This window comes from Pseudomonas graminis, from assembly GCF_013201545.1.
Classification (GTDB): domain Bacteria; phylum Pseudomonadota; class Gammaproteobacteria; order Pseudomonadales; family Pseudomonadaceae; genus Aquipseudomonas.
Genome location: NZ_CP053746.1, coordinates 1,403,139 through 1,419,163 on the forward strand (window position 1 = coordinate 1,403,139; position 16,025 = coordinate 1,419,163).

Sequence of the window (16,025 nt, forward strand, 5' to 3'; positions counted from 1 at the left end):
ACGCATATCCTGTCGGCATACGTGCTTTCGCCGAAGACACTGGCTTATAACGCCTGTTGAATTGAGCGAGATACGCATGATCTCTATGCTGGAACGGATACCTGTTTTGTCGGGCGCAGTGTTTCTGCTGTGCGTTTGTTCGGCTCAGGCCAGCCCCGATCATCCTGATCAGGCCGCCATCGCCAGCCCGCATCCCATCGCGACGGCAGCCGGTCAGGAAATCCTGGTCGACGGCGGTAACGCATTCGATGCCGCCATTGCCATCAGCGCCACGCTTGCCGTGGTTGAACCTTACGCGTCGGGCCTCGGCGGCGGCGGGTTTTTCCTGCTGCGCCAATCGGGTGTCCCCATCCAGTATCAGTTTCTCGACGCGCGCGAAAAAGCGCCGCTCAAATCCAAACCCAAGATGTTCCACCGCAACGGGATCCTCCAGCCGGACCTGTCCCTGAACGGACCTCTGGCGGCCGCGATTCCGGGACTGCCCGCTGCGCTGGTCGAACTGGCTGAACGCTACGGCCGACTGCCGCTTTCGATCTCCCTGGCGCCGGCCATTCGGGTCGCGTATCGCGGTTTTAAGGTAGACAGTGTTTATCGCGAGCGCGCCAGTTGGCGGCTGTTCGCGCTGCGTAATAACAAGGAGAGCGCGCGCCTGTTCCTGCGCAACAACGACGTGCCGAATCTGGGTGACGTCATCACCCAGCCGGAGCTCGCGCAGACGCTGGAGCACCTTGCCGACAATGGTCGCGCAGGGTTCTACAGCGGCCTGGTGGCGCAGGCGATGGTCAGTGGCGTTCGTCGCGCCGGCGGCATCTGGAATTATCACGACTTTGAAGAGTATGAAGTCGTCACGCGCACGCCTCTGCGCGTTCAGCTGGCCGATCAACGCGAGCTGATCAGCGCACCGCCGCCCTCGGCAGGTGGCATCGCTCTGGCGCAAAGTCTGTTCATGCTGCAACAGCTGCCGTGGCGAGAGTCGGGCAAAATCCAGCGGGCGCACTTTGTGATCGAGGCGCTGCGCCGCGCTTACCGTGATCGCGTGTTGCTCGGGGACCCTGACTTCGTGCCCAACCCGGTAGCCCAACTCCTCTCCATCGACTACTTGATGCAACTGACCACCAGCATCGACGCACACCGCGCCACACCCAACAACACCTTGCCGCCCGCTCCGCGCTGGCGTGAAGGCGACAACACTAGCCATTTCGCCGTACTGGATAACGAGGGCAACGCCGTGACGGCGACACTCTCACTGAATCTGCCCTTTGGCTCGGCGTTCACCGTGCCCGGCACCGGGATTATCCTCAATGATGAAATGGACGACTTTGCCATCGACACCCAGGGCAGCTCGGCAGCAGCAGCCGGTCATGCCAATGCCATCGAGCCGGGCAAGCGACCGATCTCAAGCATGAGTCCGAGTTTCATCGAAGGCCCGCAGTCCCTCGCCGCCTTTGGCACCCCGGGCGGCAGCCGCATCCCCAGCATGGTGCTGCTGTCGATGCTGCAGTACCTCGACGATCAGCCGATTGCCAACTGGGCATCGACGCCGCGTTATCACCACCAGTTCACGCCGGATGTGGTCGAGTACGAACCGGGCACATTCACGGAGCAGGACTTGGCTGACCTGCGCGAGCGCGGTTACACGTCAAAGGAGACGGCGAAGGATTTTGGCAATCAGCAGGTGCTGCTGTGGCACAAGAACAGTGCCAGGGTTGAAGCGGCCAGTGACCCACGCGGCATTGGCGTTTCGACGATATTCAAACCCGATGCCGCGCTGAAGCTGATGCGCGCCTGCGCCGATCAGTCCTGCTTGCCGTAACCATCGCCGGTGCAACCGAGGCAGCGGACAAATGCCGCCTTGCCCGGATCCACGACAAGCGCCTTGCCGGTACGGCCAATGCCGCCGCCGGTGGCGGTAAACGGCAGTGCAACCACAAACAACCCGGCGCCAATGATGGTGGCGGCGATGAGAATCGGCCGCGCAATCAGCAGGTCGCCGATCATCGCGTAGGCAGGAGGGCTTTCGATTTCGTAGACGGGATCACCACTGCCTGTCGCGTCCTGAGCCAGCGCAGGCGTGAATTGCAAGCCGAAGAACACGGCCAACGTGGCAGCAAGCATGCGAAACGGGCTCATGGCATGGTCCTTCAGGCTAAGGCAGAGATGGAGCTGTTCACTATAAACAGGGCGCGGGCTTACGCAAGGGGCGGCGTGTCTCATTGACGATACACGCCCTGTAGGAGGGATCGGATAAACCCTGGCGATAGGGTGGCGGTGAGTGTTCCCGGCCGCCGTCGCTGTCGGGAACTACTTCTGGCACTTCGGGCAGTAAACGCTGGCCCGCTGACCCAGCTTCACTTCTCGCAGCGTGGTCCCGCAGACCTTGCACGGTTGCTCGCCGCGGCCGTAGGCGAACAGTTCCTGCTGGAAGTAGCCAGGCTGGCCGTCCCCGCCGATGAAATCGCGCAGCGTGGTACCGCCCCGTTCGATGGCGGCGGCCAGGATGCGTTTGATTTCAATCGCCAGCTTTATATAGCGAGCCTTGGAAACGCTCCCGGCGGCACGGCGCGGATCAATGCCGGCGGCAAACAGGGCTTCGGTCGCATAGATGTTGCCGACGCCCACGACGATCGCGTTGTCCATGATGAACGGCTTGACCGCCATTGCACGGCCCCGCGACAGCTCGAACAGACGCAGACCGTCGAACACGTCCGTCAGCGGCTCCGGCCCCAGGCGCGCGAGCAGCTCGTGGTTGAGCGGGTCGAGGCTCCAGAGCATGGCGCCGAAACGACGCGGGTCGGTGTAGCGCAAAGCCAGGCCGGATTCGAGTTCGATGTCGACGTGCTCGTGCTTGAGCGGCGGCAGACCGGCATCCACCAGACGCAGATTGCCCGACATGCCGAGGTGGCTGATCAAGGTGCCAACCTCCGCCTGAATCAGGAGGTACTTGGCTCGACGCTCTACGGCCACGATTTTCTGCCCCGACAGGCGCACGTCGAGGTCTTCAGGGATCGGCCAGCGCAGGCGACGATCTCGCACGATTACCCGGCTGACGCGCTGGCCCACCAGGTGCGGCGCAATGCCCCGGCGGGTGGTTTCGACTTCTGGTAATTCAGGCATGGGGCCGCTCGATGAAGGATGAGGTCAGGCGCGCAGGGTCAGTGCGCACTCAGCTCACGAATGCTTTCTTTGAGGTTTTCGAAGTCATAGTCGGACAAGCCAACGTAATCGAGCACCAGCGGACCAATGCTGTTCCACTCATGGTCAACCGGCTCGTTGCCCAGAACGCGGTGGGATTCACAGACATGCTCGGCCATTTTCAGCACAGCCAGCATGTTTTTCAGCGGCGCATTGCGACCCGAGTCGTCCTGAAAAATCGCCAGCGCATTGTGGTGATTGGCGATCGCATTGCTGACATGTTCCGGCAAACGCCAGGACTTGGCGGTGAAATAACCGACAACGGCGTGGTTGGTGTTCAGCAGCCTGTTCTCGGTGTCGACCACACGGCACTCGGCGGTGCCGTTGGCATACGCTTCTTCGAGGACGCTCATGTAATCGGGAAAACGCTTGATCATCAGCGGCACCCCGCAGTCATGAAACAGACCCAGCGCGTAGGACTCGTCCACGGTTTGCGAGCCGATGCGCTTGGCCAGCGTCAGACTGGTCATCGCCACGTCCTGAGCGGTATCCCAGAAACGGTTGAGCACGACGATGGTTTCATCGCTCATCTCGCCCTTGATCGATTGCGCGTTGATCAGGTTGATGACCGAGCGGCTACCAAGCAGATTGACCGCCCGCTGAATCGAAGCGATTTTGTTGCTCAGGCCGTAATGGCTGGAGTTGACGATTTTCAGCAGCGCCCCGGAGAGCCCCGGATCCTGAGCGATCAGCCGGGCGATGGCACCCAGGTCAGGGTCGGGCATGTACTGCTCCATCTGCAAATCCACCATGATTTGCGGCTGAGGCGGAACGCTGATGCCTTGTAACGCCTGCTGGATCTGCTCGGACGTAAGCTCTTGGGACATAACTTCACACTCGGGTTCAGGCCACGATTCTAACCCCTCGCGGCCATGGGTCTACAACTGTATGACGATTCAACGGGTCCGACGGACAGCCAGACGGTAATTGAGCACGACGCGACCTCCAGCAGGCTGACGCGCTATACTCCCGCTCTTTTTTCCGGAGCGACGTCATGTCCCTGCCTAGCTTGCGCCTCAAGCCCAACGCCGATCGCCGTTTGCGCAACGGTCATTTGTGGGTCTACAGCAACGAAATCGACGTCGCTGCCACCCCGCTCAACGGCTTTGCTCCGGGCGCTCAAGCCGTTCTTGAAGCAGCCGGCGGCAAGCCGCTGGGTATCGTCGCGATGAGCCCGCAGAACCTGATCTGCGCACGGCTGCTGTCCCGCGACATCAAGCTGCCACTGGACAAATCGCTGCTCGTTCATCGCCTGAATGTCTGCCTGTCGCTACGCGAGCGTCTGTTCGACAAGCCGTTCTATCGCCTGGTCTATGGCGACTCCGATCTGTTGCCGGGCCTGGTGGTGGATCGCTTCGGCGACATTCTGGTGGTGCAGCTGGCGTCAGCGGCCATGGAGCAACTGAAGGACGACGTGCTCGCTGCGCTGATTCAAGTGATCAAGCCAAGCGGCATTCTGCTCAAGAATGATTCCGCCGCACGCGACGCCGAAGGGCTGAACCGCTACGTTGAAACTGCGTTCGGCCTGGTGCCGGAGTGGGTCGCGCTGGAAGAAAACGGCGTGAAGTTCGAAGCGCCGGTGATGGAAGGCCAGAAGACCGGCTGGTTCTATGACCACCGCATGAACCGCGCGCGCCTGGCGCCGTACGCCAAGGGCAAGCGTGTGCTGGACCTGTTCAGTTACATCGGCGGCTGGGGCATCCAGGCCGGTGCGTTCGGCGCCAGCGAAGTGTTCTGCGTTGACGCTTCGGCCTTTGCACTGGACGGCGTGGAGCGTAACGCGACACTGAATGGCTTCGCGGAGAAGGTCACCTGCATAGAAGGCGACGTGTTTGAGGCGCTGAAGGAGCTGAAAGCGGCTGAAGAACGTTTCGACGTGATCATCGCTGACCCGCCGGCGTTCATCAAACGCAAGAAAGACATAAAAAACGGTGAAGGCGCCTACCGCCGCTTGAACGAGCAAGCCATGCGCCTGCTCAGCAAGGACGGCATTCTGGTCAGCGCTTCCTGCTCGATGCACCTACCGGAGGACGACCTGCAAAACATCCTCCTCACCAGCGCCCGCCATCTGGACCGCAACATCCAGCTGCTCGAGCGCGGCGGCCAAGGCCCGGACCACCCGGTTCACCCTGCAATCCCCGAAACGCGCTACATCAAAAGCATCACCTGCCGGTTGCTGCCGAACAGTTGATGGCTGTGGCGTGTCGAGCCGCCCACTCCTACAGGTCCTCTGCAAAACCTGTAGGCGCGTGTCTTGTCCCGCGATCCGCCGGGAACCGGCAGCAAATCAGACGACAGGGACATGTCTGAGTGAATGCGATTGCAGGATTACTGTCGCTTCGCAACAGATCGCGAGCAAGCTCACTCCTACAGGCGATGCACAGTACCTGTAGGAGTGAGCTTGCTCGCGATTCTGCTTCAAAACCAACTCGCGTCCCACAGCGGATAATCTCCGACCCGTTTGACCAATCCAGCCCTCAACGGATTGGCGACAATGTATCTGGCCATCATCAAAAGATCGTCCTCCCGTCGTAATGCTCTGTCGTGAAAACCCCTCTGCCAGACTTGCCGGTGCGTTCCTCGCGACTGATTGATTGCGCGGGCGCTTCGCGATTTCACTCCCTGTAAAATCCGAGTGAGTTCACCTCCCGTCAGTTCAAGCAGCCAGTGGATGTGGTCGGGCATGATGACCCACGCTAACGAATCCGCCGCCCCCGAGGACTGAGCGGCGCGGAACTCGTTCACAACCAATCGTCCAAGCTTCCAGTCGCTGAAAACCTGCTCCCGGTTATGGGTAACCGAAGTGACGAGGTAAATCCGTCCCGACTCTGAAAATCTTCCGTTTCTTAGACATTTTCCACGCGGCATTTCCGGCATCAGTCGCTCCTGTTGGTGATTACCAGGAAGGCTAGAACAGTGCCTGAGGGGTAGACGCCAAACAGAGATTCCGGATGTGTCTGCAAGATCCTTATCGCGAGCAAGCTCACTCCTACAGGGGTTCGGCACCGGGCCTCGCAATTTCGCCAGTACCATTGAACGCTCGAATCAGCGGGCATCTGTGTAGGAGTGAGCTTGCTCGCGATTGCGGCCGGATCCCACCCACCCGTTTGGCAATCAGACCTGAGACCTGACGGCCACCACTTCCCGCCATTCCCTCCCGCCCTCACAGGTGTAGAATCAGCGCTATTCATCGCCAGTCATCCCCCGGCGGGTTTATGAGCTCAGGCTGGGCGTACGGTGATCCCGTATCGTTCGGTTTCTTCGCTGCATCCGGTCACTGCCTTTTGCACACGACGTCACTAGAAGCTCACTCCCTTCCTCATTCAGCCGATTAGCCGGAGTGTTCCAATGCCTGATTACCGTTCGAAAACGTCTACCCACGGCCGCAATATGGCCGGCGCCCGCGCCTTGTGGCGTGCCACGGGCATGAAGGACGACGATTTCAAGAAGCCGATTATCGCCATCGCCAACTCGTTCACCCAGTTCGTACCGGGCCATGTCCACTTGAAGGACATGGGTCAGCTGGTGGCGCGCGAGATCGAAAGAGCAGGCGGCGTCGCCAAGGAATTCAATACCATCGCGGTGGATGACGGCATCGCCATGGGCCATGACGGTATGCTGTATTCGCTGCCAAGCCGCGAGATCATTGCCGACTCGGTCGAGTACATGGTCAACGCCCACTGCGCCGATGCCATCGTCTGCATCTCCAACTGCGACAAGATCACCCCCGGCATGCTGATGGCTGCGTTGCGCCTCAACATCCCGGTGATCTTCGTTTCCGGCGGCCCGATGGAAGCCGGCAAGACCAAGCTCGCCAGCCACGGCCTGGACCTGGTTGACGCCATGGTCATCGCCGCCGACTCCACCGCGTCCGACGAGAAAGTCGCTGAATACGAGCGCAGTGCGTGCCCCACGTGCGGTTCGTGCTCCGGGATGTTCACCGCCAACTCGATGAACTGCCTGACCGAAGCACTGGGCCTTGCGCTGCCGGGCAACGGCTCGACGCTGGCGACCCACTCCGACCGCGAACAGCTGTTCCTGCAGGCCGGCCGCACTATCGTCGACCTGTGCAAAACCTATTACAAAGACAACGACGACTCGGTGCTGCCGCGCAACATCGCCAACTTCAAGGCGTTCGAGAACGCGATGACCCTCGACATCGCCATGGGTGGTTCGACCAATACCATCCTGCATTTGCTGGCCGCTGCCCAGGAAGCCGAGATTCCGTTCGACCTGCGCGACATCGATCGCCTGTCGCGCCGCGTGCCGCAGCTGTGCAAGGTTGCGCCGAACATCCAGAAGTACCACATGGAAGACGTCCACCGCGCCGGCGGCATCTTCAGCATCCTCGGCTCGCTGGCCCGTGGCGGCCTGCTGCACACTGATTTGCCGACCGTGCACAGCAAGTCCATGGAAGAAGCCATCGCCAAGTGGGACATCACCCAGACTGACGATGAAGCGGTGCATCACTTTTTCAAAGCCGGCCCTGCCGGTATTCCGACCCAGACGGCCTTCAGCCAGTCGACCCGTTGGGAAACACTGGACGACGACCGCGAGAACGGCTGCATTCGTAGCGTCGAGCACGCTTACTCGCAAGAAGGCGGCCTGGCCGTGCTGTACGGCAACATCGCGCTCGACGGCTGCGTGGTGAAAACCGCCGGCGTGGACGAGTCGATCCACGTGTTCGAAGGCAACGCCAAGATATTCGAAAGTCAGGACAGCGCGGTACGCGGCATTCTGGCGGACGAGGTGAAGGCCGGCGACATCGTGATCATCCGTTACGAAGGTCCGAAGGGCGGCCCGGGCATGCAGGAAATGCTGTACCCGACGTCGTACCTGAAATCCAAAGGCCTGGGCAAAGACTGCGCGCTGCTGACCGACGGGCGTTTCTCGGGCGGCACCTCTGGTCTGTCCATCGGCCACGCCTCCCCTGAAGCCGCAGCGGGCGGCGCAATCGGTCTGGTCCGTGACGGCGACAAGGTGCTGATCGACATTCCGAATCGCTCGATCAATCTGTTGATCGACGACGCTGAAATGGCCGAACGTCGCGCCGAGCAGGAAAAGAAAGGCTGGAAACCGGTGGAGTCACGCCCTCGCAAAGTGACCACCGCCCTCAAGGCCTACGCCTTGCTGGCCACCAGCGCCGACAAAGGTGCTGTGCGTGACAAGGCGATGCTCGACAAGCTCATGCCGTAAGCATCACTCCGCATATAAAAACACCCCGCATGTCGGGGTGTTTTTTTGTCTGCCAGCCGATTAGAGGAGCTAAGGCTCGGACATCCAGCCGAACCATCAATTTAGCCTCCAACAGATCCGGACACCGGAGGTTTCAGGCGCCAATCGCTACAGTGATCGCGCCCAACAGCAGGCAAAGACTGGCGACCAACGTTAAACGCAGACGCATCGGCAGATACCAGGCGGGCAGTGTTGTGGCTTTCACCAGACGGCGGTCCTGCCAGTAGTGCGCGACGAAACCGAAAATCAGCAGCAACAGCCCCAATGGTGCCGGCAATAACAGCGCGGGCCAGGCGATCAGTGCCGGGATGACACTCCAGATGAACCGCTCGCGACACTGATCGGCATTCAAGCCTTGCAGGGTCATGGCGAATCCCCAATGCAGCGCGCCCACAAAACTCAGGATCACTGCCCCATAAGCGACCAGCGCTTGCGTCAAGAACGGGCGGTATTCGACTGAAAACAGAATCAGCAACAGCAGCCCAACGAACGGCAGCAACCCCCCATAACCCAAGAGGGCGACATACCTCGGCGACGAAGACAGCGACAACGGTTTCATTTGAGCCCCTTTCAGTCCTATACCTGAAAGACTATGGCTCAAAAGAGCAAACCTGTTTAGCTTCTCTTCGCTCGACCGGAAAAAGGACCGCGTCCTGAAACCCACTGATCAAGGCCTTGAACCCTAGTCGCTGAGTCCCCCACATGAATACGTTGATCTATTGGTTCCGCCAGGACCTTCGGCTTGCTGACAACCCTGCCTTTACTCGCGCGCGTGAACAGGCGGACACACTGCTGCCGGTTTACTGCGCGCCGGCAGCGGGCCCAACGCCATGGGGCTTTGAACGCATCGGCGCCCATCGTCAATATTTCGAACAATCAGCGGTCAGCGCACTGGCCGAGCAGTTGCGGGCTCACGGCAGTGGGTTGATGCGGATTGAGGGTGATCCGGTGGAGCGGCTTGTCGCCCTGGCCCACGAATGGGGCGTCGATACGGTCATCTGCGAACGCATCGCAGCGCCCGAAGAGGAAGCCCAGGTGCAGGCCCTTCGCGCAGCGGGACTGACTGTGGAAGATCACTGGCAGTCGACACTGTTTCCGCTGGATGAGTTACCGATGGCGGTCGAGGAGCTGCCCGACATCTTCAGCAGCTTTCGCCGCCTTGTGGAAAAAGCCCACACTTCTGCACGCCCCGCCATACCGTCGCCCACGACAATGCCTGCGCTGCCACAGGGCATGAGCATTGAACCGATCACGCTGCAATCGCCTGCACCTCTGGACTCCCGCTCGGCGTTTCCTTACCAACAGCAAGCGTTCCACGGCGGCGAGCATGCGGCCATCGAGCATCTGCAGCAGTATTTCCGTCGGGGTCTGGCGAACAGCTACAAAGCCACGCGCAACAACCTGAGCGCTGTGGACGCCTCCACCAAGTTTTCGCCCTGGCTTGCACGCGGTTCGCTGTCAGCACCGCAGATTGATCAGGCGCTGAAGGATTTCGAGGCCGAACACGGCGCCAACGACAGCACGTACTGGATCTATTTCGAGTTGCTGTGGCGTGATTACTTTCGCTTGCTGCATCTGAAATACGGCCGGCTTCTCTATCGCGCCAGCGGCCTGAAAGGGAACAGCGAGCCGGGCCACAACCCACAGGGGTTTGCGCGCTGGTGTCGGGGTGAAACCGGAGAGGCGTTGATTGACGCTGGCATGCGGGAATTGGCGGCAACCGGCTATTTATCCAACCGAATGCGCCAGATCGTCGCCAGTTACCTGATTTTTGACCTGAAGGGCGATTGGCGCGCCGGGGCCGCATGGTTCGAAGCGCAGCTGGTGGATTACGACGTCTACAGCAATCAGGGTAATTGGCTGTACATCGCCGGCTACGGAACGGACCCCAGGGGCGGTCGGCGCTTCAACACCACGAAGCAGGCCGACGAACATGATGCCGACGGCGCATACCGCAGGCTATGGGCCTGACAGTGCGCGGCACGGCAAATCGCCGCGCTGCGCGATGAGACGGCTTACTGAATTTCGTCCGGCTTGACGATCACCCAGTTCTTGTCCGCCGTGACCGGCAAGCCCTCTTTAGCCTGAGCCTCGGCGTTGGTCTTCATCATGCCGTTGAGCTGAGTCATGTACTTGTCCTTGCGATTGACCCACAGATGAACGCCGCCTTTGCTGACATCGACGCTGTGGAACAGCATGTAGCCGTCGCTGGTAGGGGTGTCGCCGCCCACCAGCACCGGTTTTTTCCACTGATCGATGTAGGTCAGGATCGCCGCCTGCTTGCCGGCCATCCACGTCGCCGGGGTCCACAGGTAAGGCGTCAGCTCAAGGCCGAGGTTGGCTTTCTCGTCGTATTTGCCGGCGGTGATCTGCTTGCGCGCGGTGGTCAGTTCGCCGGTCTCGCGGTTCTTCAGCAGTGTGGTCACGCCAATGACGTTCTGCGGCTTCACGTTGTAGCCGTATTTAGGATCAGCGGCGACCATGCGGACCAGCTCTTCTGATGCCGCCGTCATGACATAGACCTCGATGCCGTTCTCCATCAGCTTGTTGTACAGCTCGGCCTGGCCGGTGAAGAGCTTGGGCGGCTGCACTTCGATGGTCTTGACCACGTCGCCTTCGTAATACGTGCTCGGCACCGGTTTGCCCGAGGCCATCAGCTCGTCGACGTAGCCTTTGAGTTCTTTGAGGGTGAAGCCGGAAAACACTTGCGCGACCCACGGATAGCAGACCATGTCGTCGATTTCGCAGAGTCGATAGTAGTAGCTGAACAGGCTTTCCTTGTGGTCGGCGGTGTCCTTGAACGGGATGAGCTTGAGAGAAGGATTGAGCGTGTCGCGGGTGATCAGCCCTTTGTTTTCCATGAACGGCAGCAGTGACTCCTCCAGGTCGTAGCGGTAGCTGGTGTTGTCCATGTCGAAAACGGCGAAGTTACCTTTGTTGGCGTTTGCCGCAATCATGGCGTTGAGCTGCTTGGCGGCGGGCGCGGGCCAGTGGGTCAGCTCGGTGGCGAATACCTGTCCGGCCAGGCCGAGACACAGCGCGGTCGCCAAAAGTGTTGGTACGAATTTCATGGTGATCTCCTCCCCTTTTTGGTTCGAGGAGGACCGTAACAAAAAGCGATGACTGTTTGGATGCGTCAGCGACAGCGTCCGTCTTGCTGGCGTCACCCAGATCGCCATTCGCGACAGATGACATGAAAACGAAGTTTTTGTGACAGGGCGAAGGTTACTCAAAACTGTGGGAGTGAGCTCGCTCGCGAATGGGCCGGTACATCCTCTAAATCTTCACCGGCTGAAATGCCATCTTCGTGATCAACCTCACTCCCACAGTTGGTCGCATTCCCCTGTAGGAGCGAGCTTGCTCGCGATAGCGATATTAGACTCGCTCCCAAACCTCAAAACTGTACGCAGGCTTGTCGTCCAGCGCCGGGTTCTCTGTATTCGAGACCAGCGTCCACTGGCCCTCGTCAAACGCCGGAAACCACGCGTCTCCTTCGGGGCTCAGCGCCACGCGGGTAAGGTATAGGCGGTCAGCATGCTCGAGCGCCTGGCCGTAAAGTTGCGCGCCGCCGATCAGCATCACTTCACTGACGCCCTGCTCGGCCGCCCACTCTTCGGCGCGTTCCACTGCCGCCTCCAGAGAGGTGAACACTTCCGCACCTTCAAGCTGCAAATTCTGCTGACGCGTGACCACCAGATTCAACCGGCCCGGCAGCGGACGGCCCAGAGAATCCCAGGTCTTGCGACCCATGATGATCGGCTTGCCCAGCGTGGTCGCCTTGAAATATTTGAAATCGCCCGGCAAGTGCCAGGGCATGGAATTGTCGATGCCGATGACCCGGTTTTCAGCGAGTGCGGCGATCAAGCTCAGTGGGAGATGTTTTTTCATGGCGCGAGGATATCAGAGGCCGCCTCCTGATTCCTTCCCCGGAGTGCGGGCCGAATGACCATCGCCCGGAAGGCCCCTATCGCGAGCAAGCTCACTCCTACAATGGCCGCAGATGGCGGAAAATTGCGAACGACGAACCTGTAGGAGTGAGCTTGCTCGCGATGGCGGTTGTCCAAACAACGCGAACCCTTGGCAATGCGCGATCGCAGCCACACCGGTTATGCTCACCCACGACTTTACCGACGAGACGCCGCGTGACTGCACTGACTCCCCTTGATGAACTCTGGCTGACCGAAGCCGTGCGGCTGCGTGAAGAACACGCCGGCGCGCTCGAAGACGAAGAAGCCAATCGCCGCGCACGCGCCGCTGCGGGCGACTTGCAAACCCGGATCAAATACCGCGCCCTGTGGCTTGCCGAGCGCGACGGCATGCTCAAGGCGCTGCATCACTGGAAACAGGGCGCGCGCCTGGCGTTGATCGTGCTGGCGGTATTGGCGGTTGTCAGCGGCGCCGGCCTGGCATTCGCCGCATTGGGCGACGGACAGACGCCCGTCAATGTGTTCTGGGCGCTGGGCAGCCTGCTCGGGCTTAACCTGATTCTGCTGACAAGCTGGGCCATGGGCCTGCTCTTTGTCGGGGAAAGTACCGCCGGCATCGGTCGCCTCTGGATGTGGCTCAGCGAAAAGCTGGCACGCGATGCCCAGGCGGCGCAGCTCGCGCCGGCGTTGATATTGCTGCTGCAACGCAAGCGTCTGAACCGATGGGTGCTGGGCATCTGCGTCCACGGCCTGTGGCTGATCGCCCTGCTCAGCGCTCTGACGCTGCTGCTGTTGCTCATGGCGACGCGGCGCTACGGCTTCGTCTGGGAAACCACCATTCTGGGCAGCGACACCTTTGTCAGCCTGACCCGAGGCCTGGGGGCGATTCCGTCGTTGCTGGGCTTCAGCGTGCCGACTGAATCAATGATCCGCGCCAGCGGCGACACTGCGCTCGCCATCGAAAACGCCCGTCAGGCCTGGGCCGGATGGCTGGTCGGGGTGCTGGTGGTGTTCGGTATTCTTCCGCGTCTGCTGCTGACGGTGCTGTGTTACCTGCGTTGGCGCGTGGGTCGACAAGGGTTGGCACTGGATCTGAATCACCCCGGCTTCGTCGAACTGCGCGAGCGCTTGATGCCCAGCAGCGAACGGCTGGGCGTCAACGATGCAGCGCCTCCTGAGCTTTACACCGTAATCACCGGTCCGTCAGCGAACGAAAGCCACGGCGCAGTGCTGGTCGCCATCGAACTGGACAATCAGCAGCCATGGCCGCCCGCGCTTCCCGACAGCGTGGTCAATGCCGGGATTCTCGACTCCCGGGAGTCACGGCGTACGCTGCTCGACCAACTGACACGCTACCCCCCCGCACGCCTTGCCATCGCCTGCGACCCACGTCGCTCGCCGGATCGCGGCAGTCTGGCGTTGATTGCCGAACTCGCGCGCTGCGCCACCGCGACGCGCATCTGGCTGTTGCCCGCCCCCACCGGACAGGCGCTGGACGCCGACCGACTGGAGGATTGGCACATGGCACTGCGGCAACTTGAACTGGACTGGACCGACAGCGCGCCAGTGACCTGGCTGGAGAGCGGACATGACTGACAAGGACGCAATGCGGCCGCTGAAACTGGCCGTGGTTGGCCACACCAACGTCGGCAAAACCTCGCTGTTGCGCACGCTCACCCGCGATGTCGGTTTCGGCGAAGTCTCCCACCGCCCGAGCACCACCCGGCACGTCGAAGGCGCGCGGTTGTCGGTGGATGGCGAGGCGCTGCTGGAGCTGTATGACACGCCCGGCCTGGAAGACGCCATCGCCCTGCTGGATTATCTCGAGCGGCTGGACCGACCCGGCGAACGGCTCGATGGCCCGGCGCGGCTCGGGCGCTTTCTGGAAGGCAGCGAAGCGCGCCAGCGTTTCGAACAAGAGGCCAAAGTCCTTCGTCAGTTACTCGCCTCCGACGCCGGCCTGTACGTGATCGACGCACGGGAGCCGGTGCTTGCCAAGTACCGCGACGAGCTTGCCGTGCTCGCCAGTTGCGGCAAACCGTTACTGCCCGTGCTCAATTTTGTCAGCAGTGCGCAGCAGCGCGAACCGGACTGGCGTGAAGCGCTGGCGCGTCTTGGCCTGCATGCGCTGGTGCGTTTCGACAGCGTCGCCCCGCCCGAAGATGGCGAACGCCGTCTGTATGAAAGCCTCGCCCTGTTGCTGGAAACCTCACGGGGCAGGCTGGAGCGTCTCATTGCAGATCAACAGACTCAGCGTGAGGCTCGCAAGCAGAGCGCAGCCAGGCTGATCTCCGAACTGTTGCTGGACTGCGCCGCCTGCCGTCGAAGTGTGGCCACCGATTCCGGTCAGGTGCAGGCGGCGATCGATGATCTGCGCAAGGCCGTGCGCCAGCGCGAACAACGCTGCGTCGAATCGCTGCTCAAGCTTTACGCGTTTCGTCGCGAAGACGCCTCGGCCAGCGATCTGCCGTTGATGGATGGCCGCTGGGGCGATGACCTGTTCAATCCCGAAACCCTGAAATTGCTGGGCGTACGTGTGGGTGGCGGTATCGCTGCGGGCGCGGCGGCAGGTGCTGGCGTGGATTTGCTGGTCGGCGGCATCACGCTGGGCGCTGCGGCACTGGTCGGCGCGATTGCCGGCGGCGCCCTGCAAACAGCGCGAAGTTACGGTGGGCGGCTGATGGACAAATTCAAGGGTCAGCGCGAACTGACTGTTGACGATGCCGTGCTGCGACTGCTGGCACTGCGCCAACGGCAACTGCTGCAAGCGCTGGAAGTGCGCGGCCATGCCGCGATGGACAGCATCAAACTGACTGCCCCGCTGGACAAGACCTGGCGCGAAGGCAAGCTGCCGGAGGCGCTGCACAAGGCGCGGGCGCATCCGCAATGGTCGTCGCTGAATCCGGGGGCAAAGCTGAACCAGACGGAGCGGCAGGAGCAGGTCGAGGCGTTGGCGAAGACTGTGCTCGTCTGAAATGAGCCATACGACTGGTCGGGCGGCGAGCTGCCGACAGTCGCTTCAATCATTTTGCGGTAGGGGAATTGCGCGCGGACCGGTATGATCGCGCGCCCGATACACCCGGAAGCACACGCGCATGAAACCCACCTTGATCGCCGCTGCAGAACTCGACCGCATCGAGACCTGGCAGAAATATTCCAGCTACATGTGCGGAGGCTGCGTTTCCAGTTGCTGCACGCTGCCTGTGGAAGTGAAGATCAAGGACCTGATCCGCATCGGCATCGTTGACGAGTTCGAACAGGGCGATAACCCGAAGAACATCGCCAAGCGGTTGCAGAAGGACGGGATCGTCGAACGCTTCAATCAGAAATCCGGGATCTTTACCCTCCAGCGCATGAGCAACAACGATTGCCTGTACCTGGATCGCAAGAGCCGGCTGTGCACCATTTATGACAAACGCCCCGACACCTGCCGCAACCACCCGAAGATCGGGCCGCGTCCGGGTTATTGCGCGTACAAGCCGAAAGAAGTCGTGCGCGAAAGTACCGGCACGCTGAATTCGAACTCCGGCCGGGTGCCGTTGAAGTTCTAAACCTTCTATACGGCTCGCGTACGCCTTCCCGGCTGAAGCCGGTCCTACCAAAGGCGCGCGGACCATAGTGGGACCGGCTTTAGCCGGGAAGAGGCCGGATTGAGCGACATCGCCCTCACAG

At 61.1% G+C, this 16,025-nt stretch carries 14 protein-coding genes; 7 read left to right on the forward strand and 7 right to left on the reverse strand.

Annotated elements, in window-relative coordinates; translation table 11 throughout:
- Positions 1 to 85 precede the first annotated feature (85 nt).
- Complete coding sequence (gene ggt, locus FX982_RS06465; protein ID WP_254074912.1) at positions 86 to 1,813, forward strand: gamma-glutamyltransferase; 1,728 nt, start codon at positions 86 to 88, stop codon at positions 1,811 to 1,813.
- Here ggt and FX982_RS06470 read toward each other — a convergent pair.
- The 3 genes from FX982_RS06470 to FX982_RS06480 all read right to left on the reverse strand — a co-directional run bounded on the left by FX982_RS06470 (position 1,795) and on the right by FX982_RS06480 (position 4,019).
- Entirely contained in the window at positions 1,795 to 2,130 is a 336-nt protein-coding gene (locus FX982_RS06470; protein WP_172610044.1) for a multidrug transporter, read from the reverse strand. The genes ggt and FX982_RS06470 overlap by 19 nt on opposite strands.
- A 171-nt stretch (positions 2,131 to 2,301) precedes the next feature.
- Positions 2,302 to 3,114 carry a bifunctional DNA-formamidopyrimidine glycosylase/DNA-(apurinic or apyrimidinic site) lyase gene (gene mutM, locus FX982_RS06475; protein ID WP_172610045.1) on the reverse strand — a complete coding sequence of 271 codons (813 nt, stop codon included), beginning with the start codon at positions 3,112 to 3,114 and terminating at the stop codon, positions 2,302 to 2,304.
- Positions 3,115 to 3,152: 38 nt separating this feature from the next.
- On the reverse strand, positions 3,153 to 4,019 hold the full coding sequence (locus FX982_RS06480; protein WP_172610046.1) for an HDOD domain-containing protein: 867 nt from the start codon (positions 4,017 to 4,019) through the stop codon (positions 3,153 to 3,155).
- Positions 4,020 to 4,186: 167 nt separating this feature from the next.
- Here FX982_RS06480 and FX982_RS06485 point away from each other — a divergent pair, with 167 nt between their 5' ends.
- Positions 4,187 to 5,383 carry a class I SAM-dependent rRNA methyltransferase gene (locus FX982_RS06485; protein ID WP_172610047.1) on the forward strand — a complete coding sequence of 399 codons (1,197 nt, stop codon included), beginning with the start codon at positions 4,187 to 4,189 and terminating at the stop codon, positions 5,381 to 5,383.
- A 227-nt stretch (positions 5,384 to 5,610) separates the two neighbouring features.
- Here the strand turns inward: FX982_RS06485 and FX982_RS06490 are convergent, their stop codons facing one another.
- A complete protein-coding gene (locus FX982_RS06490; RefSeq protein ID WP_172610048.1) occupies positions 5,611 to 6,069 on the reverse strand; it encodes an REP-associated tyrosine transposase in 459 nt (152 codons plus the stop codon).
- Positions 6,070 to 6,540: 471 nt separating this feature from the next.
- On the opposite strand from FX982_RS06490, the gene ilvD reads away from it, so the two are divergent.
- Complete coding sequence (gene ilvD / locus FX982_RS06495) at positions 6,541 to 8,388, forward strand: dihydroxy-acid dehydratase (RefSeq protein WP_172610049.1); 1,848 nt, start codon at positions 6,541 to 6,543, stop codon at positions 8,386 to 8,388.
- 133 nt (positions 8,389 to 8,521) lie between these two features.
- Here the strand turns inward: ilvD and FX982_RS06500 are convergent, their stop codons facing one another.
- A complete protein-coding gene (locus FX982_RS06500) occupies positions 8,522 to 8,986 on the reverse strand; it encodes a DUF3429 domain-containing protein (RefSeq protein WP_172610050.1) in 465 nt (154 codons plus the stop codon).
- Between the two features lie 143 nt (positions 8,987 to 9,129).
- On the opposite strand from FX982_RS06500, the gene FX982_RS06505 reads away from it, so the two are divergent.
- Positions 9,130 to 10,398 (forward strand): DASH family cryptochrome, encoded by a 1,269-nt coding sequence (locus FX982_RS06505; RefSeq protein WP_172610051.1) that lies wholly within the window; start codon positions 9,130 to 9,132, stop codon positions 10,396 to 10,398.
- A 44-nt stretch (positions 10,399 to 10,442) separates the two neighbouring features.
- On the opposite strand, the gene FX982_RS06510 is transcribed toward FX982_RS06505, so the two are convergent.
- A complete protein-coding gene (locus FX982_RS06510) occupies positions 10,443 to 11,498 on the reverse strand; it encodes a haloacid dehalogenase-like hydrolase (protein WP_172610052.1) in 1,056 nt (351 codons plus the stop codon).
- A gap of 304 nt (positions 11,499 to 11,802) precedes the next feature.
- Positions 11,803 to 12,315 (reverse strand): dihydrofolate reductase, encoded by a 513-nt coding sequence (locus FX982_RS06515; protein WP_172610053.1) that lies wholly within the window; start codon positions 12,313 to 12,315, stop codon positions 11,803 to 11,805.
- A gap of 254 nt (positions 12,316 to 12,569) precedes the next feature.
- Here FX982_RS06515 and FX982_RS06520 point away from each other — a divergent pair, with 254 nt between their 5' ends.
- From FX982_RS06520 to FX982_RS06530, 3 genes are all read left to right on the forward strand, one after another.
- Positions 12,570 to 13,949: a DUF2868 domain-containing protein gene (locus FX982_RS06520; RefSeq protein WP_172610054.1), complete on the forward strand. Its 1,380-nt coding sequence runs from the start codon at positions 12,570 to 12,572 to the stop codon at positions 13,947 to 13,949.
- Positions 13,950 to 13,959: 10 nt separating this feature from the next.
- Entirely contained in the window at positions 13,960 to 15,327 is a 1,368-nt protein-coding gene (locus FX982_RS06525; protein ID WP_172612994.1) for a GTPase/DUF3482 domain-containing protein, read from the forward strand.
- 121 nt (positions 15,328 to 15,448) lie between these two features.
- Complete coding sequence (locus tag FX982_RS06530; protein ID WP_074890161.1) at positions 15,449 to 15,904, forward strand: YkgJ family cysteine cluster protein; 456 nt, start codon at positions 15,449 to 15,451, stop codon at positions 15,902 to 15,904.
- Positions 15,905 to 16,025: the final 121 nt, after the last annotated feature.

Bases quoted from the DNA above. Each gene is read 5' to 3' on its own strand.
- FX982_RS06525 (WP_172612994.1), top strand. From the start codon at position 13,960: ATGCGGCCGCTGAAACTGGCCGTGGTTGGCCACACCAACGTCGGCAAA.
- FX982_RS06505 (WP_172610051.1), top strand. From the start codon at position 9,130: ATGAATACGTTGATCTATTGGTTCCGCCAGGACCTTCGGCTTGCTGAC.
- mutM (WP_172610045.1), bottom strand. From the start codon at position 3,114: ATGCCTGAATTACCAGAAGTCGAAACCACCCGCCGGGGCATTGCGCCG.
- FX982_RS06485 (WP_172610047.1), top strand. From the start codon at position 4,187: ATGTCCCTGCCTAGCTTGCGCCTCAAGCCCAACGCCGATCGCCGTTTG.
- ilvD (WP_172610049.1), top strand. From the start codon at position 6,541: ATGCCTGATTACCGTTCGAAAACGTCTACCCACGGCCGCAATATGGCC.
- FX982_RS06480 (WP_172610046.1), bottom strand. From the start codon at position 4,019: ATGTCCCAAGAGCTTACGTCCGAGCAGATCCAGCAGGCGTTACAAGGC.
- FX982_RS06515 (WP_172610053.1), bottom strand. From the start codon at position 12,315: ATGAAAAAACATCTCCCACTGAGCTTGATCGCCGCACTCGCTGAAAAC.
- FX982_RS06500 (WP_172610050.1), bottom strand. From the start codon at position 8,986: ATGAAACCGTTGTCGCTGTCTTCGTCGCCGAGGTATGTCGCCCTCTTG.
- FX982_RS06510 (WP_172610052.1), bottom strand. From the start codon at position 11,498: ATGAAATTCGTACCAACACTTTTGGCGACCGCGCTGTGTCTCGGCCTG.
- ggt (WP_254074912.1), top strand. From the start codon at position 86: ATGCTGGAACGGATACCTGTTTTGTCGGGCGCAGTGTTTCTGCTGTGC.
- FX982_RS06530 (WP_074890161.1), top strand. From the start codon at position 15,449: ATGAAACCCACCTTGATCGCCGCTGCAGAACTCGACCGCATCGAGACC.
- FX982_RS06470 (WP_172610044.1), bottom strand. From the start codon at position 2,130: ATGAGCCCGTTTCGCATGCTTGCTGCCACGTTGGCCGTGTTCTTCGGC.
- FX982_RS06490 (WP_172610048.1), bottom strand. From the start codon at position 6,069: ATGCCGGAAATGCCGCGTGGAAAATGTCTAAGAAACGGAAGATTTTCA.